At 74.8% G+C, this 25,098-nt stretch carries 28 protein-coding genes and 1 pseudogene; 20 read left to right on the top strand and 9 right to left on the bottom strand.

Going from position 1 to position 25,098, the window contains the following annotated elements:
* The first annotated feature begins 118 nt into the window (after positions 1-118).
* The 3 genes from ITJ44_RS08310 to ITJ44_RS08300 all read left to right on the top strand — a co-directional run bounded on the left by ITJ44_RS08310 (position 119) and on the right by ITJ44_RS08300 (position 2,115).
* The gene (locus tag ITJ44_RS08310) at positions 119-487 is read left to right on the top strand and encodes a biopolymer transporter Tol (protein ID WP_194634504.1); all 369 of its coding nucleotides are present in this window, start codon (positions 119-121) and stop codon (positions 485-487) included.
* 47 nt (positions 488-534) lie between these two features.
* On the top strand, positions 535-1,140 hold the full coding sequence (locus ITJ44_RS08305) for a hypothetical protein (protein WP_194634501.1): 606 nt from the start codon (positions 535-537) through the stop codon (positions 1,138-1,140).
* 87 nt (positions 1,141-1,227) lie between these two features.
* Positions 1,228-2,115 (top strand): exonuclease domain-containing protein, encoded by an 888-nt coding sequence (locus tag ITJ44_RS08300; RefSeq protein ID WP_194634499.1) that lies wholly within the window; start codon positions 1,228-1,230, stop codon positions 2,113-2,115.
* 38 nt (positions 2,116-2,153) lie between these two features.
* On the opposite strand, the gene ITJ44_RS08295 is transcribed toward ITJ44_RS08300, so the two are convergent.
* The gene (locus tag ITJ44_RS08295) at positions 2,154-2,735 is read right to left on the bottom strand and encodes a hypothetical protein (RefSeq protein ID WP_194634497.1); all 582 of its coding nucleotides are present in this window, start codon (positions 2,733-2,735) and stop codon (positions 2,154-2,156) included.
* Between ITJ44_RS08295 and ITJ44_RS08290 the strand changes: the two are divergent.
* Together ITJ44_RS08290 and ITJ44_RS08285 are read left to right on the top strand one after the other, a co-directional pair.
* Positions 2,734-3,470 (top strand): annotated as a pseudogene (locus ITJ44_RS08290) (ZIP family metal transporter). The gene ITJ44_RS08295 and the pseudogene ITJ44_RS08290 overlap by 2 nt on opposite strands.
* Before the next feature lie 48 nt (positions 3,471-3,518).
* A complete protein-coding gene (locus ITJ44_RS08285) occupies positions 3,519-4,169 on the top strand; it encodes a hypothetical protein (RefSeq protein ID WP_194634495.1) in 651 nt (216 codons plus the stop codon).
* Positions 4,170-4,194: 25 nt separating this feature from the next.
* Here the strand turns inward: ITJ44_RS08285 and ITJ44_RS08280 are convergent, their stop codons facing one another.
* Entirely contained in the window at positions 4,195-4,695 is a 501-nt protein-coding gene (locus ITJ44_RS08280; protein WP_194634492.1) for a MarR family winged helix-turn-helix transcriptional regulator, read from the bottom strand.
* Between the two features lie 182 nt (positions 4,696-4,877).
* On the opposite strand from ITJ44_RS08280, the gene ITJ44_RS08275 reads away from it, so the two are divergent.
* On the top strand, positions 4,878-6,704 hold the full coding sequence (locus ITJ44_RS08275) for an ATPase (RefSeq protein ID WP_194634490.1): 1,827 nt from the start codon (positions 4,878-4,880) through the stop codon (positions 6,702-6,704).
* 131 nt (positions 6,705-6,835) lie between these two features.
* Positions 6,836-8,170 (top strand): MATE family efflux transporter, encoded by a 1,335-nt coding sequence (locus tag ITJ44_RS08270; protein ID WP_228494904.1) that lies wholly within the window; start codon positions 6,836-6,838, stop codon positions 8,168-8,170.
* A gap of 26 nt (positions 8,171-8,196) precedes the next feature.
* Here ITJ44_RS08270 and ITJ44_RS08265 read toward each other — a convergent pair whose 3' ends face one another.
* The 4 genes from ITJ44_RS08265 to ITJ44_RS08250 all read right to left on the bottom strand — a co-directional run bounded on the left by ITJ44_RS08265 (position 8,197) and on the right by ITJ44_RS08250 (position 10,393).
* Complete coding sequence (locus tag ITJ44_RS08265) at positions 8,197-8,424, bottom strand: hypothetical protein (protein WP_194634489.1); 228 nt, start codon at positions 8,422-8,424, stop codon at positions 8,197-8,199.
* On the bottom strand, positions 8,421-8,798 hold the full coding sequence (locus tag ITJ44_RS08260; protein ID WP_194634487.1) for a hypothetical protein: 378 nt from the start codon (positions 8,796-8,798) through the stop codon (positions 8,421-8,423). Before ITJ44_RS08260 ends, ITJ44_RS08265 begins: the two co-directional genes overlap by 4 nt.
* Before the next feature lie 149 nt (positions 8,799-8,947).
* Positions 8,948-9,808, bottom strand: coding sequence for an aldo/keto reductase (locus ITJ44_RS08255; protein ID WP_370551653.1), 861 nt, complete (start codon positions 9,806-9,808; stop codon positions 8,948-8,950).
* 69 nt (positions 9,809-9,877) lie between these two features.
* Entirely contained in the window at positions 9,878-10,393 is a 516-nt protein-coding gene (locus ITJ44_RS08250) for an ASCH domain-containing protein (protein WP_194634485.1), read from the bottom strand.
* A 96-nt stretch (positions 10,394-10,489) separates the two neighbouring features.
* Between ITJ44_RS08250 and ITJ44_RS08245 the strand changes: the two genes are divergently transcribed.
* Positions 10,490-11,017 (top strand): hypothetical protein, encoded by a 528-nt coding sequence (locus tag ITJ44_RS08245; RefSeq protein ID WP_194634482.1) that lies wholly within the window; start codon positions 10,490-10,492, stop codon positions 11,015-11,017.
* Between the two features lie 54 nt (positions 11,018-11,071).
* Positions 11,072-11,632: a GNAT family N-acetyltransferase gene (locus ITJ44_RS08240; RefSeq protein ID WP_194634481.1), complete on the top strand. Its 561-nt coding sequence runs from the start codon at positions 11,072-11,074 to the stop codon at positions 11,630-11,632.
* Here the strand turns inward: ITJ44_RS08240 and ITJ44_RS08235 are convergent.
* A complete protein-coding gene (locus ITJ44_RS08235; protein ID WP_194634479.1) occupies positions 11,629-12,150 on the bottom strand; it encodes a GNAT family N-acetyltransferase in 522 nt (173 codons plus the stop codon). The two genes, ITJ44_RS08240 and ITJ44_RS08235, sit on opposite strands and share 4 nt — an antisense overlap.
* A 53-nt stretch (positions 12,151-12,203) precedes the next feature.
* Here ITJ44_RS08235 and ITJ44_RS08230 point away from each other — a divergent pair, with 53 nt between their 5' ends.
* From ITJ44_RS08230 to ITJ44_RS08180, 11 genes are all read left to right on the top strand, one after another.
* On the top strand, positions 12,204-12,812 hold the full coding sequence (locus ITJ44_RS08230) for a TMEM175 family protein (RefSeq protein WP_194634477.1): 609 nt from the start codon (positions 12,204-12,206) through the stop codon (positions 12,810-12,812).
* 39 nt (positions 12,813-12,851) lie between these two features.
* Positions 12,852-13,271 carry an AAA family ATPase gene (locus tag ITJ44_RS08225; RefSeq protein ID WP_194634475.1) on the top strand — a complete coding sequence of 140 codons (420 nt, stop codon included), beginning with the start codon at positions 12,852-12,854 and terminating at the stop codon, positions 13,269-13,271.
* Positions 13,272-13,366: 95 nt separating this feature from the next.
* A complete protein-coding gene (locus tag ITJ44_RS08220; RefSeq protein WP_194635030.1) occupies positions 13,367-14,311 on the top strand; it encodes a DMT family transporter in 945 nt (314 codons plus the stop codon).
* 9 nt (positions 14,312-14,320) lie between these two features.
* Positions 14,321-15,016, top strand: coding sequence for an endonuclease NucS (gene nucS, locus ITJ44_RS08215; protein WP_194634473.1), 696 nt, complete (start codon positions 14,321-14,323; stop codon positions 15,014-15,016).
* Positions 15,017-15,264: 248 nt separating this feature from the next.
* Positions 15,265-16,473: a hypothetical protein gene (locus tag ITJ44_RS08210; RefSeq protein ID WP_228494847.1), complete on the top strand. Its 1,209-nt coding sequence runs from the start codon at positions 15,265-15,267 to the stop codon at positions 16,471-16,473.
* Position 16,474: 1 nt separating this feature from the next.
* Positions 16,475-18,202 (top strand): glycosyltransferase family 2 protein, encoded by a 1,728-nt coding sequence (locus ITJ44_RS08205; protein WP_228494846.1) that lies wholly within the window; start codon positions 16,475-16,477, stop codon positions 18,200-18,202.
* 49 nt (positions 18,203-18,251) lie between these two features.
* Entirely contained in the window at positions 18,252-18,968 is a 717-nt protein-coding gene (locus ITJ44_RS08200) for an HAD family hydrolase (RefSeq protein ID WP_194634471.1), read from the top strand.
* A 113-nt stretch (positions 18,969-19,081) separates the two neighbouring features.
* Positions 19,082-19,543 (top strand): MarR family winged helix-turn-helix transcriptional regulator, encoded by a 462-nt coding sequence (locus tag ITJ44_RS08195; RefSeq protein ID WP_012039555.1) that lies wholly within the window; start codon positions 19,082-19,084, stop codon positions 19,541-19,543.
* 62 nt (positions 19,544-19,605) lie between these two features.
* Positions 19,606-20,478 (top strand): M56 family metallopeptidase, encoded by an 873-nt coding sequence (locus tag ITJ44_RS08190; protein ID WP_194634469.1) that lies wholly within the window; start codon positions 19,606-19,608, stop codon positions 20,476-20,478.
* Between the two features lie 268 nt (positions 20,479-20,746).
* Positions 20,747-21,856, top strand: a complete 1,110-nt coding sequence (locus ITJ44_RS08185) for a VIT1/CCC1 family protein (RefSeq protein WP_194634467.1) — start codon at positions 20,747-20,749, stop codon at positions 21,854-21,856.
* Positions 21,857-21,931: 75 nt separating this feature from the next.
* Entirely contained in the window at positions 21,932-22,567 is a 636-nt protein-coding gene (locus ITJ44_RS08180; RefSeq protein WP_194634465.1) for a HEAT repeat domain-containing protein, read from the top strand.
* A gap of 27 nt (positions 22,568-22,594) precedes the next feature.
* On the opposite strand, the gene ITJ44_RS08175 is transcribed toward ITJ44_RS08180, so the two are convergent.
* Both ITJ44_RS08175 and ITJ44_RS08170 read right to left on the bottom strand, forming a co-directional pair.
* A complete protein-coding gene (locus tag ITJ44_RS08175; RefSeq protein WP_194634463.1) occupies positions 22,595-24,085 on the bottom strand; it encodes a glycoside hydrolase family 28 protein in 1,491 nt (496 codons plus the stop codon).
* A 106-nt stretch (positions 24,086-24,191) separates the two neighbouring features.
* Positions 24,192-25,058, bottom strand: a complete 867-nt coding sequence (locus ITJ44_RS08170; RefSeq protein ID WP_194634461.1) for an alpha/beta fold hydrolase — start codon at positions 25,056-25,058, stop codon at positions 24,192-24,194.
* Positions 25,059-25,098 lie beyond the last annotated feature (40 nt).

Genomic DNA, 25,098 nt, shown 5'->3' with positions numbered 1-25,098 from the left:
CCGATCGGAGGGCCGGGGCGTGCGTGCGCCCCGGCCCTCGTGCGCGTGCGGGCGCCGGCGGGTGGCCGATCGCCGAGCGCGGTCGGTCGTCCGCCGCGGCCGGGGCTAGCGTCGGACCATGACCGAGCGTCCCCGGGATCCCGACGCCGACGCCGACGCGTCTGCCGACGCGGCGTCCGCCGCCGCGATCGAGGCGGAGCGCTGGCTGGTCGTGGACGGGCGGCGCTGGCCCCGCACGGATCCGTCGCTGCCGGCCGAGCTGGTCGAGGCGCTGACGTCGCACCTCGGCCGCGGCCGCTCGGGTGTGCGCGCGGCGAAGCGCGCGGCCGACGACGCCGCGATCGCGACGGCCCGGGAGCGGGTGAGCCTCGCGAAGCACGGCCTCGGCGAGCGCGGCCCGCGCTGGTGGGACGAGCCGGAGGACGCGCGCCTCGAGCGGGCGCAGGAGGCGCTGCGGGCGCTGGAGGCGCTCGACGCATCCGGCTGATCCCTCGCCCGGCGCACCCGGGACGGCCTGCGGGCCAGGCTGGACGCATGCAGCTCTACTCCGCGCTCCCCCTCGTCCGCGCCCGGCAGATCGCGGCGGACACCGCGGCGCTCGCGGGCATCGTCGTGTCGGTGCTGGTGGGGATCGCGGTGGCCGCGCTCATCCGCCCGCTCGGCGACCTCGGGCGCAGCATGGAGGAGTCGGGCACGCGGCTCAGCGGATCCATGACCGACGCCGCCGACGCCCTCGGCCGCCTGCCCCTCGTGGGCGACGCCGCGCGCGGGCCGTTCGAGGACGCGAGCGGGATCGGATCCGGCCTCGTGCAGGCGGGGCGCGACCAGCAGTCGCTCGTCGGCACCATCGCGCTCCTGCTGGGGCTCCTCGTGGCGCTCGTGCCGATCGCCTTCATCGTGCGGCACTGGCTGCTGCGCCGGATCTCGTTCGTGCGGCGCGCGGCGGCCGCCCGCGTGCTCGCGTCGACTCCCGGCGGCACCGAGCTGCTCGCGCTCCGGGCGCTGTCGTCGCGCAAGCCGGCGGCGCTCCTGAAGGCGCACCCGGATCCGGTCGCGGCCTGGCGCGCGGGCGACCCGCGCGTCGTCCGTCAGCTCGCCGACCTGGCGCTGCGCGACGCGGGGGTGCCGGCGGGGCGGTGATCCCGGGGAGAGAGCGCCGCGAACTGGGGGTCCGCGCATGGCCGGGATGGCGTGGGTTCGCCTCCGCCTCGTACTTACACTCCGATCATGCCGCTCAGCTTCGTCTCCATCGACTTCGAGACAGCCAACTTCAATCGCGACTCCGCATGCGCAGTCGGAGTCACAAAGGTCCTCGACGGCCGCGTGGGCACGACACGGTCCTGGTTCGTCCAGCCGCCCGGAGATGCCTCGTTCACCAACACGTACCTGCACGGGATCGGACCGGAGCATGTCGTAGGTGCCCCCACGTGGCTCGAGACCCTCGGACGTCTAGCCGAGATCGCCGACGGGCTGCCGCTGGTGGCGTACAGCCCATTCGACAAGGGCGTCTACAACGCGGCCAACCGGACCTCCGGCGTCGAGGATCCCGGATTCGTCTTCCTGGACGCACTCGCCATCGCACGACGCCATTGCCAGCTGCCCAGCCATCGTCTCCCGCTCGTCGTCGAGCACCTCGGGCTGCCGTCCTTCGATCACCACGAAGCGGGAGCGGACTCCCGTGCATGCGCGCTGGTCGCCCTCCGCATCGCCGAGGAAAGGGGTCTGGACACACTCGAGGAGCTGTGGGCAAAGGAACCGAAGCCTCGTACGCGGTCCCCTCGTGACTACGTGCGCAAGGCCGACCTCCCCCAGCCCAGCGCGGCGGCAGATCCCAGCCACCCGCTCTTCGGCGAGGTCGTCTGCTTCTCCGGGGACCTGGACTCGTACACGAGAGCGCGCGGGCAGGAGGTCGTCTCGTCCTTCGGCGCCACCGTCTCCAGCAACGTGACGAAGAAGACGACCCTCGTGGTCATGGGCGGCTTCGACCCGGCGACCCTCCGCCCCGGTGCCACCCTCAGCTCGAAGGTGATGAAGGCGAAGGAACTGGCAGCTGCCGGCCAGTCGATCGAGATAGTGACGGAGCAGACGTTCCTGGAGATCCTCGCCGTCGGCTGACGCGTCCCCGACCTGATCGGGCGCCCCGCTCCGCATCCCTAGACCGGCACCGCGAGGATCCGGAACGCGACGCCCTCCGGCACCTCCACGGTGACGGTCAGCGGGGTGTCGCGCTGCGGGATCGGCATGGCGGCGCTGTTCGCGGTCGTCGGCGAGCAGCCCGAGCCGTAGACGAAGACGCCTCCCACCAGGATCCGGTACTCGCCGGTCGCGCACGTGACGAAGAACTGCAGGGATCCGACCGTGGACTCCGGTTGCGGCACCTCGAACGTCGCCGGTCCCGTGCCGCCCTCGTGCAGCGCCGCCTGCACGTCCTCGGCGATGAACGCGCCCGTGCCGGGCGTGGTCACGATCGCGAGCGGGTCGGTCACACCATCCGCGGCTTCCGCTGAGGGAGAGGCCGTCGTCGGCGCGGGGGCGGCGCCCGGCTCGGGCGGCGTCCCCGCGGTGCAGCCGGCGAGCAGCAGCGCGGCGAGCGCCGCCACCGCGAACGCGCGCTGTCGATGGATGGCCGTGGTCCCCCGGGTACTCCGCATCCACCCCATCAGATCGGCTCCGGACGCCTCCCGCAACCGCGTCGACGTGACGGGGGCGCGGTCGAGGAGCATCCTCGAAGCCATGTCCCCTCTCCTCCTGGCCGGTCTGGCCGGCCTGCTCTCCGGGCTGTCGCTCGTCGTCGGATCCCTCGTCGCCTGGTTCGTGAAGGTGCCGCGCGAGGTCGTCGCGCTCGTGATGGCGTTCGGCGCGGGCGTGCTCATCTCGGCGCTGTCGTTCGACCTGGTCGACGAGGCGGCGGCGAGCGGCGGCGTGATCCCCACGCTCGGCGGCTTCGTCGCGGGCGCGGTCGTGTACGTGGTGCTCGACCAGATCCTCGAGCACGGCGGCTTCCGCCGGAAGCACCACGGGAGGTCGGGCGGCGGGGCGGCACCGGGGTGGGGATCGCGCTCGGCGCCCTCCTCGACGGCGTACCCGAGACGGCCGTGCAGGGCCTCAGCCTCACGGGCGGCGGGGCGCTGAGCATCGGCGTGCTGGTCGCCGTGGTGATCTCGAACTTCCCCGAGGGCATGTCGAGCACGGCCGACCTCACGCAGTCCGGCCGGAGCGCGCGCTACGTGTTCGGGCTCTGGACCTCCATCGCCGTGATCTGCGCGCTCTCGTCCCTCGGCGGCTACGCGCTCCTCGGCGGCCTGCCGGAGAGCGGCCAGTCGGTCGTGATGGCGTTCGCGGCCGGCGCGATCCTCGCGATGATCTGCGACACGATGATCCCCGAGGCGTTCCGCAAGGCGCAGGCGCTCACCGGGCTCGTGACCGTGCTCGGGTTCGTGGCGAGCTACGCGGTGCACCAGGCGGGGTGAGGCCGATCGGGACCGTCGCGATCCCCGCTGAGCTGAGAGACTTCCCCGGTGACCGATGCTCCCGGATCCGCGTCAGACCGACCGCGCTGGCATCGATCGTGGATCCTGCCGCTGCTCGCCGCCCCGGTGATCTTCGTCGTGTCCATCCTCATCAGCGGCGCGATGCTGGACGCGGACGGGCGCGTCTGGCACCTGCTCGCGATGATCCCCACCGGCATCGCCCTCCTCGGTCCCGTGGCCGCCATCGTGCTCTCGATCGTCAATGCGCTGTGGGCGAGGAAGCACCCGCGCCGCCCCGGCGTCTTCGGGAGGCTCGCCGACGCGGACGCCGCGCGTCGGGGTCTGACGCGCGAGGAGTACGGCGTCTACAAGGGCGACCTCTTCGTGCTGAACCCGGGGAGGCTGACGGTCACCTCGGCGAGCGGGCTCCTGGCGCTCTCCCTCGCGTTGACGGCGATCTCCGTCTTCGTGCTCGTCATGATCGGGATCCTCATCGCGCAGGATGCGGGCCTCCTGGCGAAGACCCCGGGGGACAGGGTGCTCACTCCGGTCGAGTGGTTCTTCGTGGCCGTGTCCTTCCTCGCCCCGCTCGCCGGGTGGCACCTCTACCGCGTGGAGCGGAAGGCCCAGAAGCTCCGCCTCTCCCGCGGGCTCCCCAAGGACCTCCGCACGGAGGATCGGAGGAGCCGGCCCCGCTGAGCGGGCGGATCCGCCGCCGCTGCCCTCAGGCGTCGGCGGGACGGTCGCGCGGCGACACGTTGAAGCGGTGCAGCAGCGCCGCGAACTGCTCGACGTCGGCGGCGTCCCACGCGTGCAGCCGGTTCTGCAGGCGCTCGCGCGTGCCCTTCCGCACCTGCTCGAGACGCTCCTCGGCGAGCGGCGTGAGGGTGAGGATCGTGGAGCGGCGGTCGGCGGGATCCGGCTCGTCCTGCACGTACCCGGCCTCGCGCAGCACGCGGAGGTGCCGGCTCACCGAGCTCTTGTCCATGACGAGGCCGGCGGCGACGGCGCCCGCGGATGCGGGCCCCTCGGTGCGGATCCACCGGGCCACGGCGAACGCGCCGGGCTGGAGGCCGGCGTGGAACGCGGCCGCCTCCTCGACGCGCAGCGAGCGGATCTGCATGAGGAGGGCCCCGAGCTCGGTCGCGACGGCGGAGACGCCGGAGGAGACGGCGGCCGAGGGGTCGTCGGCGGGCGCGGGCACGTCGGCGGTTCCGGGGATCACGGAGGAGACCCTAACCGACCGCGATCCGCGCGCCCGCCACGCTCGCGGACGGCGGCCAGACGCGGGGGCACGACGGAGGGCGCGGCGGGGGCGCGGGGCGGTCGGCGGGCCCGTGGATCCGGGCGCCCGGCCGCCCCCTGGTAGCCTCGTCCGCGCAGGCGGGGACGACGAAGGCGAGCCACATGACCGACGACACGCACGACACCGGCCACCGCGACGGCGGAACGACCGAGCCTCCCCTCCTCAGCCGCCGGGAGCTGCGTCGCCGCCAGCAGGAGATGGAGCGCAGCTCGGCCGAGCCGTCGGGCGACGCGCACCGCTGGGTGGATCCGTTCCCCGCCGTGCCCCGCACCTCCGATGGCGGCCTGTTCGGGCCGGACCGCGTGCGCCCCGGTGCCGCTCCCGTCGAGGCCGCGGCGCCCGGCGACGAGGCCGAGGCCGCGCCCCACGCGGACGCCGACGCGCACGACGACGATGCGTCGGGCACGGAGCCCGACGAGGAGGTCGTCGTCGGCACGCACGCCTTCGACGAGCTCTTCGACGACGCGGACGACGACGACGTGGATCCCGAGGACCGCGTCCCCGACACCGCCGCTCCCGCCGAGGACGTCGCCGGGGACGACGCCCGCCCCGCCGCCGCGCCGTCCCCCTTCGACGCCGTCGTCTCCCCCGAGGTCGGATCCGCGTGGACCGTCCCCGCCCCGCACGTCGTCAACGCGCACCCCTTCCGCATGCCGCTCCGCCCGAGCGCGGAGGCATCCGAGCCGGCCGACGGCGCGAGCACCGTCCCCGCCTGGTCCGGGTCCCCGGCCGCGCCCGCCGGGTCCGCCCCCGTCGAGTCCTCCCCCGTCGACGACGCGCCGCCCGCCCGCACCGCCGCTGCGCCGGTCGAGCCCCAGCCGACCCCGACCCCGGTCGCCTCGCTCCCCGCCGCCCCCGACGACATCGAGGAGCCCGCCGACGACCGTCGCCCCGGCACCGACCTCACGGCGTTCCCCGACGCGGATCCGCAGCGCTACGTCATGCGCACCCCGCGCGCCGACGCCGCCACGAGCGCCCTCACCCTCTTCCCCGAGCAGACCGGCCAGCGCCCGCCGCGCGGCCCCGCGATCGCGCGCACGGGCTTCCGCGGCTTCATGAACACCGTCACGGGCGGCGTCTTCAAGATCGGCCCCGGCGCCGAGGAGGCCGCCGCGAACGCGGAGGTCGCCCGCCGCGAGGGCGACGAGCGCGTGATCCGCCAGGCCACCTGGTCGCGTGCCGTCAGCGTGCTGGTCGCCAACCGCAAGGGCGGCGTCGGCAAGACGCCCACCTCCCTCATCCTCGGCGGCGTGCTCGGCTCCATCCGCGGCGGATCCGTCGCGGTGGTCGAGGTCACCGACGATCCCGGGGCGCTCGGCTACCGCGCCGAGGGCCAGCCGCAGCGCGGGCTCGGCGAGCTCGTGCGCGACCGCGACGAGATCCACAGCGCCGGCCAGCTCGCCGGCTACACCGCGCCGCAGACGAGCTTCGCGTCGGTCGTCGCGTCCGTCGGGCCGCGTCGCGAGCTCACGGGCGACGACGTGATCGGCGTCGCGCGCCTCATCGACGAGTACTACGCGGTGCGCGTGATGGACTCCGGCAACCAGCCGTCGTCGTCCGCGTTCCGCGGCGCCATCGAGGTCACCGACGTGCTCGTCGTCCCCGTGCTCAACGCGGGCGACGCGGTGCTCGAGGCCGTGGCGCTCCTCGACTTCCTGCGCGAGCTCGGCGGCCACGCGGCCATGCTCGCCGACAACGCCGTCATCATCCGCCTGCACGACGGCCGCCCGGAGGACCCCGCGGTCGTCGCGCGCATCGACCGCATCCTCGGCGACGCCCGCCCGGCGCAGATCTTCACGGTGCCGTACGACGCGCACATCGCGGAGCGCGGGCCGATCTCGCTCGCCTCGCTCGACCCCGTGGTCGCGCGCGCGTTCACGGCCGCGACGGCCGGGGTCGTGCAGCGGCTCGCGCACGCGGTCCGCTGACGGGCGCGTCCGAGGGCGGATCCGGGCCGGCCGCGGGCGGGCGCGGATCCGCCGGTCGCGGGTCTGCCGGGCGCGGGTCTGCCGGCCGCGGTCCGCGGATCCGCCGCCCGCTCGACCGCGAGATCCTCGCGCTGGCCGTGCCCGCGCTCGGCGCGCTCGTGGCCGAGCCGCTGTTCCTCCTCACCGACACCGCGCTCGTCGGCCACCTCGGCAGCGCGCCGCTCGCGGGCCTCGGCATCGCGAGCGTGATCCTGCAGACGATCGTCGGCCTCCTCGTCTTCCTCGCCTACGCGACGACGCCCACGGTCGCCCGGCGGCTCGGCGCGGGCGACCGGCCGGGCGCGATCCGCGCGGGAATCGACGGCCTGTGGCTCGCGCTCGCGCTCGGCGCGGTGGTGCTGGTCGTGGGGCTCGTGGTCGCGGATCCGCTCGTGCGCGCCCTCGCGGACACCGGCGGCGCCGACGCGGATCCGGCGGCCACCGCCGCCGTGGTCGACGCCGCGCGCACCTACCTCGGCATCTCGCTCGCCGGGATCCCCGCGATGCTCCTCGTCATCGCCGCGACCGGCCTCCTCCGCGGCCTGCAGGACACGCGCACCCCGCTCGTCGTCGCGGTCTCCGGCTTCGCGGCGAACGCGGCGCTCAACGCGTTCCTCATCTACGGGCTCGGGCTCGGCATCGCGGGATCCGCATGGGGCACCGTCGCCGCGCAGTGGGGCATGGCCGCGGTGTTCGTCGTGATCGCCGTGCGCGCCGCCCGCGCGACCGGCACGACGCTGCGCCCCGGGATCCGCGGGGTCGCGCGCTCGGCGGCGTCCGGCGGCTGGCTGCTGGTGCGCACGGCGTCGCTCCGGGCGGCGATCCTCGCGACGGTCGCCGTGGGCGCGGGCCTCGGGGTCACGGGACTCGCGACCCTGCAGATCGCGCTCACCCTCTTCTCGACCGTGGCGTTCGTGCTCGACGCGCTCGCGATCGCCGGCCAGGCCCTCGTCGGGCACGGCCTCGGCGCCGACGACGTGCCGCGCGTCCGCGCCGTCTCCCGCCGCCTCGTGCAGTGGGGCGTGGGCCTCGGCGCGATCCTCGGCCTCGTGCTCGCGGCCCTCTCGCCGCTGCTCGGGCCGGTCTTCACGGGCGACGCGGACATCCACCGCATGCTCACCGCCGTGACGCTCGTGCTCGCCCTCGGCCTGCCCGTCGCGGGCTACGTGTTCGTGCTCGACGGCGTGCTCATCGGCGCGGGCGACGCCCGCTACCTCGCCCTCGCCGGCCTCGTGAACCTCGCGATCTACGCCCCCGCGCTGATCCTCGTGGCGTGGCTCACGGAGACCGGCCGCGTCGCCGGCACCCCCGCCCTCCTCGCGCTGTGGGCGGCCTTCGGCCTCGTCTACATCGGCGCGCGGGCGCTCACGCTGGGGCTCCGGGCGCGCGGCGACCGGTGGATCGTGACGGGGATCGCGCGGGCCTGAGGCCGTCGGCCGATTCGCCTGGCGTCTCAGCGCCCGAGGCGACGGCGCAGCCGGGCCCGACGGAGGGCCCACGCACCGGGCGCGTCGACCACACGGATCCATCCAGCATCGACCTCTCCGTCGACGTCGACGACGACATACCGCCCTTCGCCCGGGTCGAAGTAGACGCTCTTGCCGAAGCGGCGGAGGTTCTCCGCGGCGTGGGCTGCGAGCCGGTGCGCCCTGCGCTGGGCCTCGGCGCTGTAGGGCGTCATGCGGGCCACCATCTCCTCCGGTTCCTCCTGCCCACCGCTCCTGGTCGAGCGGCGGGCTCCAGCACATGATCGACGATGACGTTGCTCATCGCCAGTGCCATCTCGTGATCGGCGGCCGAGGCCCAGGGCACGGCGATGAGGGCGTCCATCACGGAAGCGCCCACCTCCGATGCCCCCGGTTCTCGACTGATGCACTTCTCGCAGGCCCAGGTGAAGCGCTGCCACCACTGCTCGCGCTGCGTCCACCGACCGGAGCGGTGGGCGGCCACCGCGGACAGCGCGGCCGAGAGGAGCGCTGCCCCTCCGGCGATGACCGCGGCCCAGAGCGTGGCCGCGCCCTGGACCGCAGCCGTCACCGCCTCGGGATGGAACACGGGCGCCTCGTCTCCTCGCGAGCGGGCGCACCTCAGCCCGCGCCGGCGGCGCACTGTTGCACGCGGGAGCGGCGTCGTCACGTCCGAGGTCGAGGAGGAGGGATGCCGGGAACAGGACTTCCTGGGGAGGAGGGAGATCGCGCCCCGCGTCAGTACATCGCGAGCGGACCCGCGCCGCGCGGCCCCGGGAACGCGCGGTCGAGCGCGGCGAGCGTCTCGTCCGGGATCGCGAGGTCGAGCGCGGCGCGGTTCTCGGCGACGTGCGCGGCCGTCGCGGCCTTGGCGGTCGCGAAGACGTGCGGCGCCTGGCGGACGACCCACGCGAGCGCGAGCTGGCCCGCGCTCACGCCGAGCGGCTGCGCGAGGGCGGCGAGCGTCGGATCCGTCGCGAGCCGGCCCTGGTCGAGCGGCGAGTAGGCCATGACGGGCATGCGGCGGGAGGCCGCCCACGGGATCACGTCGTGCTCGGGCCCGCGCTGGGCGAGGTTGTAGAGCACCTGGTCGGTCTGCGCGGCGTCGCCGCCGGGGATCGCGGCCAGCTCGTCGAGGTCGTCCGCGTCGAGGTTGCTGACGCCCCACGCGCGGACGAGGCCCTCCTCGACGAGCTCCTGCATCGCGGCGACGGTGTCGGCGAGCGGGTGGGATCCGCGCCAGTGCAGCAGGTAGAGGTCGAGCCGGTCGGTGCCGAGGCGCGAGAGGCTGCGGCGGGCGGCCTCGCCCGTGCCGCGGCGGGACGCGTTCGACGGGAGCACCTTGCTGATCAGGAACACCTCGTCGCGGCGGCCGGCGATCGCCTCGCCGACGAGCTCCTCGGATCGCCCGCTGCCGTACATCTCGGCGGTGTCGATCGCGGTGAGGCCCGCGTCGATCCCGGCGCGCAGGGCGTCGAGCTCGGTCGCGCGGGCAGCGCGGTCGTCGCCCATGTTCCAGGTGCCCTGCGCGAGGGCGACGGCGGTGCGGCCGTCGGGGAAGGTGGTCATGGGGGTGTCGGTGTCAGCCATCTCCTCCATCCTGCGCCGGTCGGGCGAGCCTGGCCAAGGCATCGCGGCGCCGGCTGCCCGCGTCACCGCGGCCGCGCATCACCGCGCGTCCGCGTGCTCCGGCGGCCACACCACGGCGAAGCGCTCGAAGACGATCTCGTCGTCCTCGGACCACGCGGCGCCGCGGGCCGCGCTGACGCGCTCCCAGTAGATGCGGTGCTGCGTGCGCCAGCTCGCGAGCGAGAGGTCGTCCTCGCCCTCGTCGCGCGCGAAGGCGGCGTCGGCGCTGGTGAACGGGCCGACGCGGAGCTCGGTGCTGCGGATCACGATGCGCGGCGCCCCGGTGCTGTCGCAGGCGATCCAGTGGGATCCGATGCGCGGCACCTCGTCGCCCCGCGCGAGGAAGTCTGCGACGAGCTCGGCGGTGGCGCGCTTCCGGCCGGACAGCACGATGCCGAGCAGCTCGTCGGCGAGCCGGGCGTGATCCCCGAAGTGCTCGACCGTGTGCTCGGGACCCGCCGCGACGGCCTGCGGGTGCGCGGCGGCGTACGCATCCCACATCTCGACGGCCGCGGCGAGGTCGGGCGGGGAGACGGGCGCGGTCGCATCGCTCATGGATCCGATGCTCCCACGGGGCGCGAGACCGCCGGACGGGCTATGCCGCCGGCGCGCGCCGCACGACGGTATCGGGCGGCCGCCTACGCTGATCCCGTGACGGAACCGGAAAAGCAGCCCGCCCGCGGTCGCCGCGTCCCCGACGCCGCGCAGCGCTCCGAGGCCCTCAAGGAGCGGATCTACGTCACCTTCACCGCGCTCGCGGTCACCATCGCGACCGAGCGCGAGGCCGAGCACGTGACCGTCGGCGGGGCCGCGCTCACGCTCGTGCTCACGGTGGTCGGCACGCTGCTCGCGGTGTCGGTCGCCGAGTACATCGCGCAGATGGTGCGCGACGGCGAGGTGCCGGACCGGCGCGACGTGGGGCACATCCTCTACGTGGCCCTCAGCTCGCTCGGGGTGCTGCCAGCACCGCTCGTGATCCTCGGCGTCTCCGCGCTCGGTGCGCTCGAGCTCCAGGCCGCCCTGCGGATCATCTCGGTCGTGCTCGTGGCGACGCTCGTGATCGTGACGCTCGTCGCCGTCCGCCGCCTCCGCGTGCGCATCGGCGTGAAGCTCCTGGTGCTCGCGGGCGTGGCGGTGCTGGGTGCCGCGGTGCTCGCGGTGGAGCTCGCCGTCCACTGATCCGCTCGGCGCCGCGATCGGGACGCCCGGACCCCGCCGACGTAGCGTGAGGGCATGACCGCGTCCCCGCTGCCCGCGCTCCTCGAGACCGCCCGCCTCCGGATGCGGCCGCTGGGCCCGTCGGACGTCGACGTCGTCCACCGCCTCTGGGCCGAGCGCGACCCGCGCCATCCCGCGCACCGCCGCGTCGACGAGGAGGGGCGCCCGTCGCGCGACGAGGTGCGCGACCGCCTGGCGGTGCAGGCGGAGGAGTCGCTCCGGACGGGGATCGGGCTGCTCGCGATCGAACGGCGGGACGAGCCGGGCGTCGTCGGGTACTGCGGCGTCGTCGTCGGGAGCGCCTCCGTCGAGGAGCCCGAGATGGCCTTCGAGCTGCTGCGCGACGTCCACGGCGCGGGGCTCGCGACGGAGGCGGCGCGCGCCGTGGTCGACGCCGCCCGCGCGTCCGGTCGCGGACGGCTGTGGTCGACCGTGCGTCGGTGGAACTCCGCGTCCCTGCGCGTGCTGGAGAAGGCGGGCTTCACGGACAGCGGGCGCGTGACGCCGGATCCCGAGGACGGCGACACCGTGTGGATGACGTGCGACCTCCGGATCACGACCGCCGTCGACGCCTAGTCCGCCCGCGACTCCCAGCGCACCTCGCCGTCGACGCGCTCGTCGGTCGCCGCGAGCCCGAGCCGCCGGGCCACGGCCGCGGACGCCGCGTGATCCGGGTGGATGTGCGCCCGCACGACGCCCACGCCGTCCTCCCGCAGCCACGCGACCATCGCCGCCGCGCACTCGGCCGCCGCGCCGGATCCCTGCGACGCGGTGCCCACGAGCCACGCGACCTCCGCGACCCGCGCGCCGCCGTCGACGCCGGTCACGGTCGCCTGCACGAACCCGGCCGCGCGCCCCGACGCGCGCTCACGGAGGATCCACACGAGCCATCGCGCGGACCCGTCCGGCGAGCGCCCCGCCGCCTGTCGCGCGAAGCGGACCTCGAGCGCGGCGGGCGACGGCGGCTCTCCTCCGGTGAAGCGGTACAGGGCCGGATCCGCGAGCACCCCGACCATCTCCCGCGCGTGCGCGACCACCAGCGGCTCGAGCGCGAACCGCGCCGTGACGAGCACGGGGGCCGGCGTCGTCGTCATCGCCCGATGCTCGCACGTGTCGGGCAGGCCGCCGCGTGTGATCTGATGGCCCCATGCCCTCGGAACGCGGACTCGACCGCCTCGTCGCCTTCAGCGACGCGGTCGTCGCCATCGCCATCACGCTGATCGTGCTCCCGCTCGTCGACACGGCGCGCGACGGCGCGAGCGACAGCGTCGTCGACTTCCTCGGGGAGAACGCGGCCCCGCTCGGCGCGGCGGCGCTGAGCTTCGTGGTGATCGCGAGCCTGTGGCAGGCGCACCACTCCGTGTGGGGCCGCTTCACGACGGCGACGCGCGGCATGATGCGGATGAACTTCGCCTGGCTCGCGGCGATCGTCTTCCTGCCGCTGCCCACCGTGCTCATCGTCGGGACGACCCGCGAGGACCGGCTCGGCGTCGTGATCTACATCGGCACCATGTTCGTCGCGACCGCCTGCCTGGCGATCGTCGCCGAGCTCGCCCACCGCGCGGGAGTCGAGGACGACGCCGCGGAGGCCGCGACCCGCTCGCTCCGCCGGCGGCGATGGATCCCCGCGGGCCTCATGCTCCTCGCCCTCGTCCTCGCCGCCGCGATCCCCGGCGTCGGGACGTCGGCGCTGCTCGTCCTCCTCGTGGCCATCCCGGCCGAGCGGCTCGGCCGGCCCCGCGACGCCCGCCGCTGATCCGCGCGGCGATCCGGCCGGCTGCCTAGGATCCCCCTCATGCTCATCGTGATCCGCGGCAGCTCCGGATCCGGGAAGTCCACGCTCGCCGCTGCGCTCCAGCGCGAGCTCGGCTGGCCGACCGCCGTCCTCGGGCAGGACCACCTCCGCCGGGTCGTGTACCGCGAGAGCGAGGAGCCGGGCGGCGTCCCGGAGGGCACCGCGCACGTCGACCTGCTCGAGGTCGCCGCGCGGCACGCCCTCGCGGCCGGTCATCACGTCATCGTCGAGGGCATCATGCGCGCCTCGCACTACGCGGACGCCCTCCAGCGCATCGCGGACGACGCCGACGACGCCCGCTTCCACGCCTTCGACCTGCCCTTCGACGAGACGGCACGCCGGCACGAGACGCGCCCACCGGGCCCGGAGCACGACCAGCCGCCGTCGCCGTCGCACCCCGCCGATACGCTGACGACGTGACACCCCCCGGCGCACCTGCACCCTCCGCGCCCGCCTCCTCCGCCTCGCCGCTCGCGCTCCCCGGCGGCCGCCGCATCGCCGTCCAGTTCGCCGCGATGGGCACGGTGTGGGGAGCGAGCTTCCTCTTCATGAAGGTCGCGCTCGAGGGCGTCTCGTTCGGCCAGGTCTCGTGGACGCGGCTGGTGCTCGGCGCCGTCGCGCTCGGCCTCATCGTCGCCGCGCGTCGCCTGCCGCTCCCGAGGGAGCGCGTCGTGTGGCTGCACTTCGCGGTGGTGGGCGTCGTCGGATCCGCCATCCCGTACTCGCTGTTCGCCTGGGCCGAGCAGCACGTGACCTCGGGCGTCGCGAGCATCTACAACGCCACCACGCCGATCATGACCGCGCTCCTCGCGACCCTCGCGTTCCGCGTCGAGAAGCTGGGGCGTCGGCAGCTCGCGGGGATCGCGCTGGGCATCGTCGGCGTCGTCGTGATCATCGGCCCCTGGCGCCTGGCCCCGAGCGCGGAGGCGGCCGCGTCCGGCGAGCCCCTCCTCGAGCTCGCCGGCCAGCTCGCGTGCCTCGGCGCGGCCCTCTGCTACGGGATCACCTTCGGCTACCTCCGCCGGTTCCTCACGCACCGCGGCATCCCCGGCGTCGTCACCGCGTTCATGCAGATCGGCATGGGCGCCGCCGCGATGATCCTCGCCACCCCGTTCCTCGCCACCGGCCCGGTGTCGCTCGACCTGCCCGTCGTGCTCAGCCTCGTGGCGCTCGGCGTGGTCGGCACGGGGCTCGCGTACCTGTGGAACATGAACGTGCTCCTCGCCTGGGGCCCCACGGCCACCTCGACCGTCACGTACATCACGCCCGTCGTGGGCGTCGCGCTCGGGATCCTCGTGCTCGGCGAGACCCTGCACTGGAACGAGCCCGCGGGTGCCGTCCTCGTGCTCCTCGGCGTGCTCCTCTCGCAGGGCCGCCGCCGCGCCGTGCGCGGATCCGTGACCTCAGCCCCCGCACCCGCCGCACCGGCCGCGACGCGCACCCCTCCGACGCCCGGATAGGCTCGCCGGGTGCGTCTCGTCATCGCCCGCTGCTCCGTCGACTACGCCGGCCGTCTCAGCGCGCATCTCCCCCTCGCCACCCGCCTCCTCATGGTCAAGGCCGACGGGAGCCTCCTCGTCCACTCGGACGGCGGCTCCTACAAGCCGCTGAACTGGATGAGCCCGCCCTGCACGATCGTCGAGGTCGAGCCCGACGACGACCAGGCGCTCGCGGGCGTCCGCGAGATCTGGCGCGTCGTGCAGCCGAAGACGGCCGACATGCTCGTCGTCTCGATCCACGAGGTGCTGCACGACTCCGCGCACGACCTCGGCGTCGACCCGGGCCTCGTCAAGGACGGCGTGGAGGCGCACCTGCAGAAGCTGCTGGCCGAGCAGATCCACCTGCTGGGCGACGGCCACGAGCTGGTGCGCCGCGAGTACATGACCGCGATCGGGCCGGTGGACATCCTCGCGCGCGACGCCTCGGGCCGGTCGGTCGCGGTGGAGCTCAAGCGCCGCGGCGACATCGACGGCGTCGAGCAGCTCACGCGCTACCTCGAGCTGATGAACCGGGATCCGCACCTCGCGCCGGTCGCGGGCGTCTACGCCGCGCAGGAGATCAAGCCGCAGGCCCGCACGCTCGCCGAGGACCGCGGGATCCGCTGCCTCCTCCTCGACTACGACGCCATGCGCGGCATGGACGACGGGCACGCGCGCCTGTTCTGATCCGCCCGCCGGGATCGCCCCAACGGGGCCGTGGACGGGTGGACGCGGTCCGCCGTCCCGCGCGCTCCTGCCCGCCTATCCGCTCACCGTCGGGCCCCGTCCGGCCGCCGGGGACCCGCCCATACTGACGAGGAGCGGCGCCTCGCCGCCGTGTCCTCGGGGGTGGATCTGATGGTGTCCGGTGCGTCCCGCCGCCGCGCGCTCCGCCGTGCCCGGGCGAACGCATCCGCATCCCCGGCCATGCGCCCATGACGGCGATGACCGTCGTCGACGCGACCACGTCCCGCGCCGCCGCGAAGGCCGCGGGCGCCGGCTCGGGGCCGTCCGCCGCGCGCGTCCGCATCGACCCGTACCCGCTCCGTCTCCGGAACCGCTGGCTGCTGCGCCTGCTCTTCTCCCTCCCGTACGTCGTGGTCGCGATCCTCGGCGAGCGGGCGGCCGCGCAGACGCCCCCGGCGATGAGCACGGTGAACGCCGACCTCCTCGCGCGGGTCGCCCGGATCGACTGGACCCGCGCCGACGCCGCCTGGGTGGGCGACCTCTACCCGCCCGTGGCGACGGTCGTCGCCGCCCTCACCCCGGGCGGCACGCTGGGCCTCGGGATCGTCGGCGCCCTCATCGCGGGCCCGTTCCTCCAGCAGATGCTCCAGGCGATGCAGCAGCGGCGCTTCCCGCCCGTCGAGTCGGCCATGTTCATGGCCGCCCTCGGCGCCAACCCGCTGTTCGCCCACATGGTCACCACCAACCTCGAGGCGTTCCTCGGCGTCGCGGCGTTCGGCGTGGGAGCGACCAGCATGGTCCGGTTCGTCGCCTACCGGAACACGCAGGCCGGCTTCCGCGCGGGGTTGCTGTTCTCGCTCGCGGCCCTGTCCAGCGCGAGCGGCATCGTCTACATCGTCGTCATCGGGCTGGCCGCGCCGCTGGTCACGCTCGCCCGACACGGCGAGCGCGGGGCGCGGGCGTCGAACATCCTCGTGCTCCTGTTCCCGACCCTCTCGGCGTTCCTCACGGTGTCGTTCCTGCAGCTCGTGTTCCTCCACCGGCCGTTCGCGTTCCTCACGGCGCAGTTCCGGTACGACCCGGCGCTCTGGGACACGGTGCCGCAGCTGGTCACCACCCTCAACGGGTTCCTGCTGCTCGCGCCGATGATCTCCGGCTGGATCCTCGCGCTCCTGGTCCGCCGGCCGGGCGCGATCCTCATCTCGACGCTCCTGTTCCTCGGGCTGCTGGTCGGCTACATCCTCGGCCTGATCCCCGCCAACTCCGCCGGCAACACCTTCTTCATCATGACGATGATGGGCATGGCGATCCTCCCGGCCGCCACGACCCGACGGGCCGACGTGCTGATCACGATCGTCGCCGGCGTCCAGATCGCGATCGCGTGGGCGGCCGCGTACAACCGGCCCGTGGTCCTCGACTGGATGGGATCCATCGCCCGCGTCCTCGGGTGGGCCTGACATGACGACCGTCCCGGGGACGCACGGCGTCGACGCCCTCGATCCGACGCCTGACGCGCCCGACGCGCCCGATGCGCCCGCGCGCCCGGCCTGGACCGACGCGATCGATCCGCGCCTCGCGCGCCCGGACGACCGCGCGCGCTACCTCGCCGAGGGCTGGCTCCCGGTCCGCCGGCTCGACGACGGCAGGCAGCTCGTCGCGGCGGAGGAGCGGCACCGGGATCCCGCGTTCGCGGCGGCCCTGGCCGAGGAGCTGGGCGGGCCCGTCGTCCTCGTGCCCGTCGACCCGTGGGAGCTCAAGGACGCCGTCCTCCGCCTGTTCGGCGAGGCCGTCGCCGACGACGCCGCCAACCAGCTCTTCCGCCGGAACCCGGAGCTGTCCGGCCGCTTCGTCTTCTCCCGCGGCCAGAAGGCGGGCGCCCTGGTGGCCGCGATCCTCGTCGTCGCGCTGGCCGTGGTGTGGCCGCGGCAGACCGCCGTCGGCGCGCTCTCCGTGGTGAGCCTCGCGTTCCTCGCGGCGACGACGTTCAAGTTCCTGGTGGCGCTGCAGGGCGCGCGCTTCGACGTGGTGGACCGCGTCACCGACACGGAGGTCGCGCGGCTCGACGACGCCGACCTGCCGGTCTACACGGTCCTCGTGCCGGTGTTCCGGGAGGCCAACATCGTCGCCCAGCTCATCGAGAACCTCGGCGGCCTCGACTACCCGGCGCACAAGCTCGAGGTGCTCATCCTCATCGAGGAGGAGGACTCCGAGACGCGCGAGGCGATCGTCCACGCGGATCCGCCCGCCCACTTCCACATCGTCACCGTGCCCGCGGGCCAGCCGCAGACGAAGCCGCGCGCCTGCAACGTGGGCCTCACCCTCGCGTCGGGCGAGTTCCTCGTCATCTACGACGCCGAGGACACGCCGGATCCCGACCAGCTCAAGAAGGCCCTCATCGCCTTCGAGCGCGGCGGCCCCGAGATGGTGTGCGTGCAGGCCGCCCTCAACTACTTCAACGCCACCGAGAACGCGCTCACGCGCATGTTCACGCTCGAGTACTCGTACTGGTTCGACTACATGCTCGCGGGCCTCGACCACTCGGAGCTGCCGATCCCCCTCGGCGGCACCTCGAACCACTTCCGCACCGACGCGCTCGTCGAGCTCGGCGGCTGGGATCCCTACAACGTGACGGAGGACGCCGACCTCGGCATCCGCGCCTCGGCCGTCGGCTACCGCGTGGGCGTCATCAACTCCACCACCATGGAGGAGGCCAACACCTCCATCCCCAACTTCATCCGCCAGCGCTCCCGGTGGATCAAGGGCTACATGCAGACGACGCTCGTGCACGCCCGCCGCCCCCTGGCCCTCATCCGCGAGGTCGGGATCGTGCGCTTCGCGTCGTTCGCGCTCCTCATCGGCGGGACGCCGGCCACGTTCCTCGGGGTGATCCCGTTCTACCTCGTGACGATCGCGTCGCTGGCGATCCCGAGCACGCTCCTCACCTCCGTCTTCCCGGCGTGGGCGCTCTGGACGAGCCTGTTCAACTTCCTCATCGGCAACGGGGTCATGGTCTACGTCTCGATGATGGGGCCGTTCAAGCGCGGCACGTTCCACCTGATCCTGTGGTCGCTGCTCAACCCCGTGTACTGGATCCTGCACTCCATCGCCGCGTACAAGGGCCTCTGGCAGCTGCTCACCCGCCCGCACTACTGGGAGAAGACCGAGCACGGTCTCACGCAGCAATGACGGTGGGGGTTCCCGGCGGCCATCCGATCGACCCTCGTAGGGTGGGGATGTGACCGCACCCGACACGTCCACGCCGTCCCCCGTCGCGGGCCCAGCGCCCTGGAGCTGCATCCTCTTCGACCTCGACGGCACCATCACCGACTCGGCCCCCGGGATCACCGCGCAGCTCGCGAAGACCCTGGTCTTCATGGGCCTGCCCGTGCCCGGCCCGGCCCAGCTCCTCGAGTACGTGGGCCCGCCCATCCTCGACTCGTTCCGCGACCTCGCCGGCATGGACGACGACGCCCAGCAGCGCGCGCTCGCCCACTACCGCGCGGGCTACGCGGGCGGCGGCGTCTTCGACAGCTCGGTGTACGCGGGCGTCCCGGAGGTGCTGCGCGCGATCCACGCGGCCGGCGTCCCGCTCTCCCTCGCCACGAGCAAGCCCGAGTCGCAGGCCCGCCGCGTGCTCGACCACTACGGCCTCACCCCCTTCTTCACCGAGATCTGCGGCGCGAGCGAGGACGAGGTGCGATCCGCGAAGGCCGACGTCATCGAGGAGGCCCTGCGCCGGCTGCGCGAGGCCGGGGTCGACCTCGGCAACGCGGTGATGGTGGGCGACCGCGAGCACGACGTGCAGGGCGCGGCGGCCCACGGGATCCCGACGGTGATGGTCGGCTGGGGCTACGGCAGCCCGGCGGAGGCCGCGGGCACCATCGCGGTGGTCGAGACGGCCGCCGAGCTCGAGGCCCGCCTGCTCCCGATGGCGGCTCGACCCGCCGCCTGAGACGGCCGCTCCGAATCCCTCACACGCAAGAGCCTTTCCACAGATCCAGCTGCCGGCGCCCGATCGCCCCGGGGTTAGCAACACGGAGTGACAGAATGACCCGCGGAGGAACCATGTCAACACCGCAGGACCTGCAGGACCCGCTCGCGCTCGACAGGCAGGTCAGCTACTCGCTCGTCGTGGCCGCCCGCAGCGTGACCGCCCTCTATCGACCCATCCTCGATCCGCTGGGGCTCACCCACCCCCAGTACCTCGTGCTCCTCGCGCTCTGGGCGCGGGGGCCACGCTCGGTCAAGGACCTCAGCCACGAGCTCCAGCTCGACAGCGCCACCCTCTCCCCGCTCCTCAAGCGACTGGAGGCCATGGGCCACGTCTGGCGCGTGCGCCGGGCCACCGACGAGCGCGTGCTGGAGATCGGGCTCACCGACCAGGGCCGGGAGCTGCGCGAGAAGGCCGTCGCCATCCCGCAGCAGATCCGCGACCGCCTCTCCATGACGGAGGAGCAGCTCGAGGGCCTCAAGACCGTGCTGAGCCAGGTCATCGACAACGCGAAGGCCCTCCCCGAGACCATCTGACCGGCCGTCCCCGCGCCACCGGCACCACCGCACCACCGCACCACCCGATCGGAGCGCGACCAGTGAGCGACACGGTCCGCGCGGTGCTCCTGCTCGAGTGCTACGTCACCGTCACTCTCCTGGCGCCGCTCCTCCTCGGCCGCCTGCCGCTCGTCGCGCAGCGGCCCGTCGCGATGCTCGCGGCCTGGCACGGGTTCCTCGTCACCGCGGTGCTGAGCCTCGGATCCGGGCTCGGCCTCCTCATCCACCAGGGCATGGCGATGCAGGCGGGCGCGGGCCCCGCGCAGGACGCCGGCACCGCCCCGCTCGCCGCGATCCCGCTCGCCTACGTGGCCGCCGGCGTGCTCGGCGTGCTGCTCTTCCGCATCGTGGAGGAGGGCGGACGGGTGGTGCGCGAGGCCCGGCAGCGGGCGGGCGAGGTCGCCACCCTGCTGCTGGCGTCGCGGCCGTACCGGGTGGCCGGGCGCGACGCGCGCATCGTGGAGTCCGACGTGCCGCTCGCCGCGCTCTCCCCCGCCACCGGCGTGATCCTCCTCACCACGGAGGCGCGCGCCCGCCTCGACGACGACGAGCTCACGGCCGTCCTGGAGCACGAGACCGCGCACCTCGAGCAGCGGCACGCGCTCGCGGTGCGCATCGCCCAGGTCTCCCGCGCGATCCTCCCGGCCCTGCCCGCGAGCCAGCGCCTCGCGCTCTCATCCACCATCGCCATCGAGTTCATCGCCGACGACCACGCGGCCCGCGCCACCGGGCCGGGGACGGTCGCCGCGGCGCTCCGCAAGCTGGATCCCGACGGCGGCCTCTCCGCCCTCCGCGCCGACCGCATGCGCCACCCGCGCGGCGGGCACCGCGTCGCCCTGCGGCTGCTGTGCGCGGTCGCGTGCGCGCTCCCCGTGCTGCCGCTCGTCATCGTGCTGCTGCCGCCGCCGGCCTGATCCGCTGCCGGCCTGATCGGCTGCCGGCCGGAGCCCGCCCGGACCCGTGCGGTAGGGTCTCTCGCAGAAGGGGAGTAGTCCCCCCGGCCCTCGAGCCGGACGGCGATGCGTCGACATGCTGGCCCCCGGGCCCGGTGCATCACCCGCCACGGAGCACGAGCGAGGCGGGCGGACGAGACCTTCGGCCAGACGAACGACAGGCGCACCACGCGCCGTCGCGTCGGCCGGAGACCCCCACGTCCCCGGTCGTCGCCCGACCGGAGGACCCATGACATCCATGCCCCCTGCCCCAACGCCCGATCCGACGCCCGCCCAGGTGCGCCGCTGGCGGCAGCACCTCGCCGACGAGCGCGCGGAGGCCGCCGTCTACCGCGACCTCGCCGGCCGCCGCACGGGCGAGGAGCGCGAGATCCTGCTCGCCCTCGCCGAGGCCGAGGGCCGCCACGCCGACCACTGGATCGACCTGCTCGGCGACCGCGTCGGCAAGCCCGTGCGCGGCGACATCCGCACCCGCATCCTCGGCCTGCTCGCCCGCCGCTTCGGATCCGTCTTCGTGCTCGCCCTCGCCCAGCGCGCCGAGAGCCGCTCGCCCTACGCGGACGACGCCGACGCCACCGACGCGATGGCCGCCGACGAGCGCGTGCACGAGGAGGTCGTGCGCGGCCTCGCCACCCGCGGCCGCATGCGCCTCTCCGGGACCTTCCGCGCGGCCGTCTTCGGCGCGAACGACGGCCTCGTGAGCAACCTCGCGCTCGTCCTCGGCATCACGGCGACGGGCGTGCCCAACGCCGTGATCCTCGCCACGGGCCTCGCGGGACTCCTCGCCGGCGCGCTCTCGATGGGCGCGGGCGAGTTCGTGTCCGTGCGCTCGCAGCGCGAGCTGCTCGAGGCCTCGGCCCCGGATCCGGGCACGCGCGACGCGCTCCCCCACCTCGACGTCGACGCCAACGAGCTCGCCCTCGTCTACCGCGCCCGCGGCATGACCGAGGAGGAGGCGCTCGCGCACGCCGACGAGGTGCTGCGCGACCTCGCGGCCGAGACCCGGCCGATCCCCGTCAGCATCGCGGGCGTCGCCGCGCCGGAGGACGACCACGAGAGCGTCGGCACCGCGTGGGGCGCGGCGATCTCGAGCTTCTGCTTCTTCGCGTCGGGCGCCGTGATCCCCGTGCTCCCGTACCTCTTCGGCCTCCAGGGCCTCGCGGCCCTCGCCATCGCGTGCGTGCTCGTGGCCATCGCGCTGTCGATCACGGGCGCGGTCACGGGCCTCCTGTCGGGCGGCCCGCCGCTGCGCCGCGCGGGACGCCAGCTGCTCATCGGCTTCGGCGCCGCCGGGGCCACCTACCTGCTGGGGCTGCTCTTCAACACGCAGGCGGGCTGATCCCGCGCTCCCGGCGCCCGTCCCACCTCCCGCGGGCGGCGGGACGGGCCCGCCGCAGCCGATACGGTTGTCCGCATGGCTGACGGAGATGACCCCCGCCGTCGCGAGGACTCCCTCGCGACGCGCATGAGCGACGCGGTGTCGCGCACGAGCGAGCGGGAGGTCGCCCTGCGGGCGATGGGCCTGCTGGACGGGCTGTACGAGGGCGACGACTTCCTGCTGCTGGTCGGCGGACGCCACGCCCGCGGGATCCTCAACGGCGCCCCTCCCCTGTACTGGCCCGAGGCCTGGGGCGCCCGCGCGCTCCTCTACGCCTGGACGCCCGAGGCCGCGAAGGTCGTCGAGAAGAACCTCACCAACCGCGCCTGGCGCGTGCGCGAGGCGTGCGCGAAGGTCGTCGCGACCCGGCAGCTGCCGCTCGTGCGCGCGCTCACGGTGCTCGTCACCGACGAGAACGCCCGCGTCCGCGGCGCGGCCCTCCGCGCGCTCGGCGCCGTCGGCGGCCCGGCCGACGAGGAGGTCATCCGCCGCGCGCTGACCGACCCCGACACCTCCGTCCGCGTCGCCGCGCACGACGGCCTCGAGGCCCTCGCCGCCCGCCACGAGCAGGTGCTCTCGCCCGCCGGCCGGCACGCGGCCGCCGCGGCGGAGGCGAGCGCTCCGGTCGCGGACGCGGACGGCGACGACGACGACGAGGACCGCGAGGACTGACGCGGAGCGGATCCCCCGCCCGCGCCCTCAGAGGTCGGGGAACGCCGGGAACGCGCAGGTCGGCGGATCACCGGCATCCGGTCCCGCGGTCACCCGCACGTCCGGCGCCGTGGACGCGAGCGGCGCGCCCCCGAAGGTCGCGCCCGCCGTCGTGATGTCCGCCGCCGCCATGTCGACGCTGCCCGCGTCGACCACCGTGCGGCGGAGCGCGAGGCCGAGCGGATGCGCGGCGTCGTACCCGTCGAGCTGGGACGACGCGAGGTGCAGCGACCGGGTCGCCCGGAAGCCGTCGACCACGATCCCCGTCATCGTCGGGATCGCGCTGCCGGCCGCCGTCGAGTAGCGCGGATCGAACGCCAGGGGGTCCTTCACCTCGTCGACGCACACGTCGCGGTACTCGACGTCGTGCACGGGGCCGCCGGTCGCCGAGGATCCCTTGATGCGGATGCCCCCGGCCGCGACGCTCAGCGTCCCGAAGGCGTCCCGTCCGCTGACGGTCACGCCGGCGACGAGCACGTCGCTCACCCCGGACTGCGTCTCGCTGCCGATCGCGATGCCGTGCGTGCCGAACAGGTGGTCGTCGAGCACGCTGATGTGCGCCGACGCCGCGGTGCCCGCCTTGACGGCGATGCCGTCGTCGCCGGCGCTGATCCACGACCGGGCGATCGTCACGTCGGTGGCGCCGGCCGGGTCGATGCCGTCCGTGTTGCGGGCGCCGGCCGGCGTCCGGATCCGCACGCCCCAGACGGTCAGGCCGTCGCCGTGGTCGAAGGACACGTGCGTGCCGGGCGAGTCGACGAGGTCCACGTCGTGCAGCGTCACGTCGTCCGCCCGCGTCGCCGCGACGAGCCGGGGCACGTTCTGGTGGCCGCCCTGCTTGGCGCCCCCGGCGACCTGCCACCAGCTCGCGGTCCCGCCGAGGATGGGGAGGTCGCCCCGGCCGTCGACCCGGCCCTGGTCGAGGCCGGTCGCCGCGCTCGACGCGAGCCCGGAGTGCGAGGACAGGGTGAGGAAGGGCCGGCAGCCGTCGCCCGCGCCGCCGACGGTGCCGCACGTGGCGCGTCCCGCCACCTGGTAGTCGGCGGCCGCCCGGGAGGCGTGCAGCACGACCGCGGGATCGAAGACGAGCACCTCGCCGGTGCGCACGGTGATCGGCGCGCTGAGGAACGCGGCCGTGGTGCTCGACGCGGCGAGGACGACGGCCCCGCCGGATCCCGCGCACCCGTCGAGCGCGGCCTGGATGCGGGCGGTGTCCGGGGCGTGCGCCTCGTCCGCCGCCGACGCCTGCCGCTCGGCCATCGCGGTGAGCGCCGGGACGGTGGCGCACGTGGTCGCCGGCGCGACCGGCTCCGCGACGGCGCGACGGTCGCCGTGCACGGCGGATGCCGCGGCGCCCGACGCCGAGACGGACGCGGCGCCCGGCGGCGCCGCGGCGAGGGTGACGACCGAGGCGAGGACCGCCACGAGGAGCAGGCCGTCGACCAGCAGGGCGCGGATGCGGTGCGGGGCGAGGCCCATGGGACGCCCTCCGGACGATCGGGGCGAGGCGGTCCCGCGCGATGGGGCCACGGTAGGGCGGCCCGCGGTGGCGCGCGCGGACGCTCCCCAGCGCGGCCCGCCGGCGTCAGGTGCCCGCGAGGAAGTCCTCGACCAGCGCCGCGAAGAGGTCCGGCCGCTCGATCTGCGGCATGTGCCCGCAGTCGGGGATGAGGCGGGTGCGCGCGTCGGGCAGCTCGCGCGCGACGGCCGCGAGGTGCGCGGGCGGGAGGATCCGGTCGCGGTCGCCCCACACGGCGAGCACCGGCAGGCCCGACAGGCGCACGCCCTCCACGAGCGGCCGGCGCCAGCGCGAGCTGACGCCGCGGACCGTGCCGAGGTCCCGCGCGATGTCGAGCATCGTGGCCGCGTGGGCGGGCCGCGCCGAGAGCTCCTGCGCGTGCCGCACGCGCGCGTCGGTCGTGAGCGCCGGGTCGTGGAAGATCGTGCGGGTCGAGCGTCGGGAGTTGCCGGGCGTCGGCCGCATCAGGAGCGTCGCGAGCGGGTCGAAGGCGAGCATGCGGAGGCCCACGGTGACCTGCCGGCCGAAGCCCGCGCTGTCGGCGAGCACGAGCGCGCGCACGCGATCCGGGTGCCGGGTCGCGAGGGTCATCGCGACCGCCCCGCCGAGCGAGTTGCCCACCACCGTCACGGGACCGGCCACGCCCGCCGCGTCGAGGTAGCCGGGCAGCGCGTCGGCGAGCGAATCGAGCGTCGTGGTCCCGGCGACGGGATCCGACCAGCCGAAGCCGGGCAGGTCGACGCTGTGCAGCTCGTGGCCCCCGGAGAGGCGCGCGTGCTGCTCGTCCCAGTCCTCGAGGCTGCGGCCGATGCCGTGCAGGAGGAGGAGCGGATCCCCGGAGCCGGTCACGCGGTGCCGCATGTCGCGCCCGTCGATGCGGATCATGGCGGTCCCCGGCGCCCGGAGCGGATCGACGTCCCCGGATGCGGCCATGCCGCGACCCTACCGAGATCCCCCGCGCGAGGGATTCAGC

Source organism: Clavibacter sp. VKM Ac-2873 (assembly GCF_015351075.1).
Lineage (GTDB): Bacteria > Actinomycetota > Actinomycetes > Actinomycetales > Microbacteriaceae > Clavibacter.
This window is presented reverse-complemented; position numbering and strand designations above follow the sequence as displayed.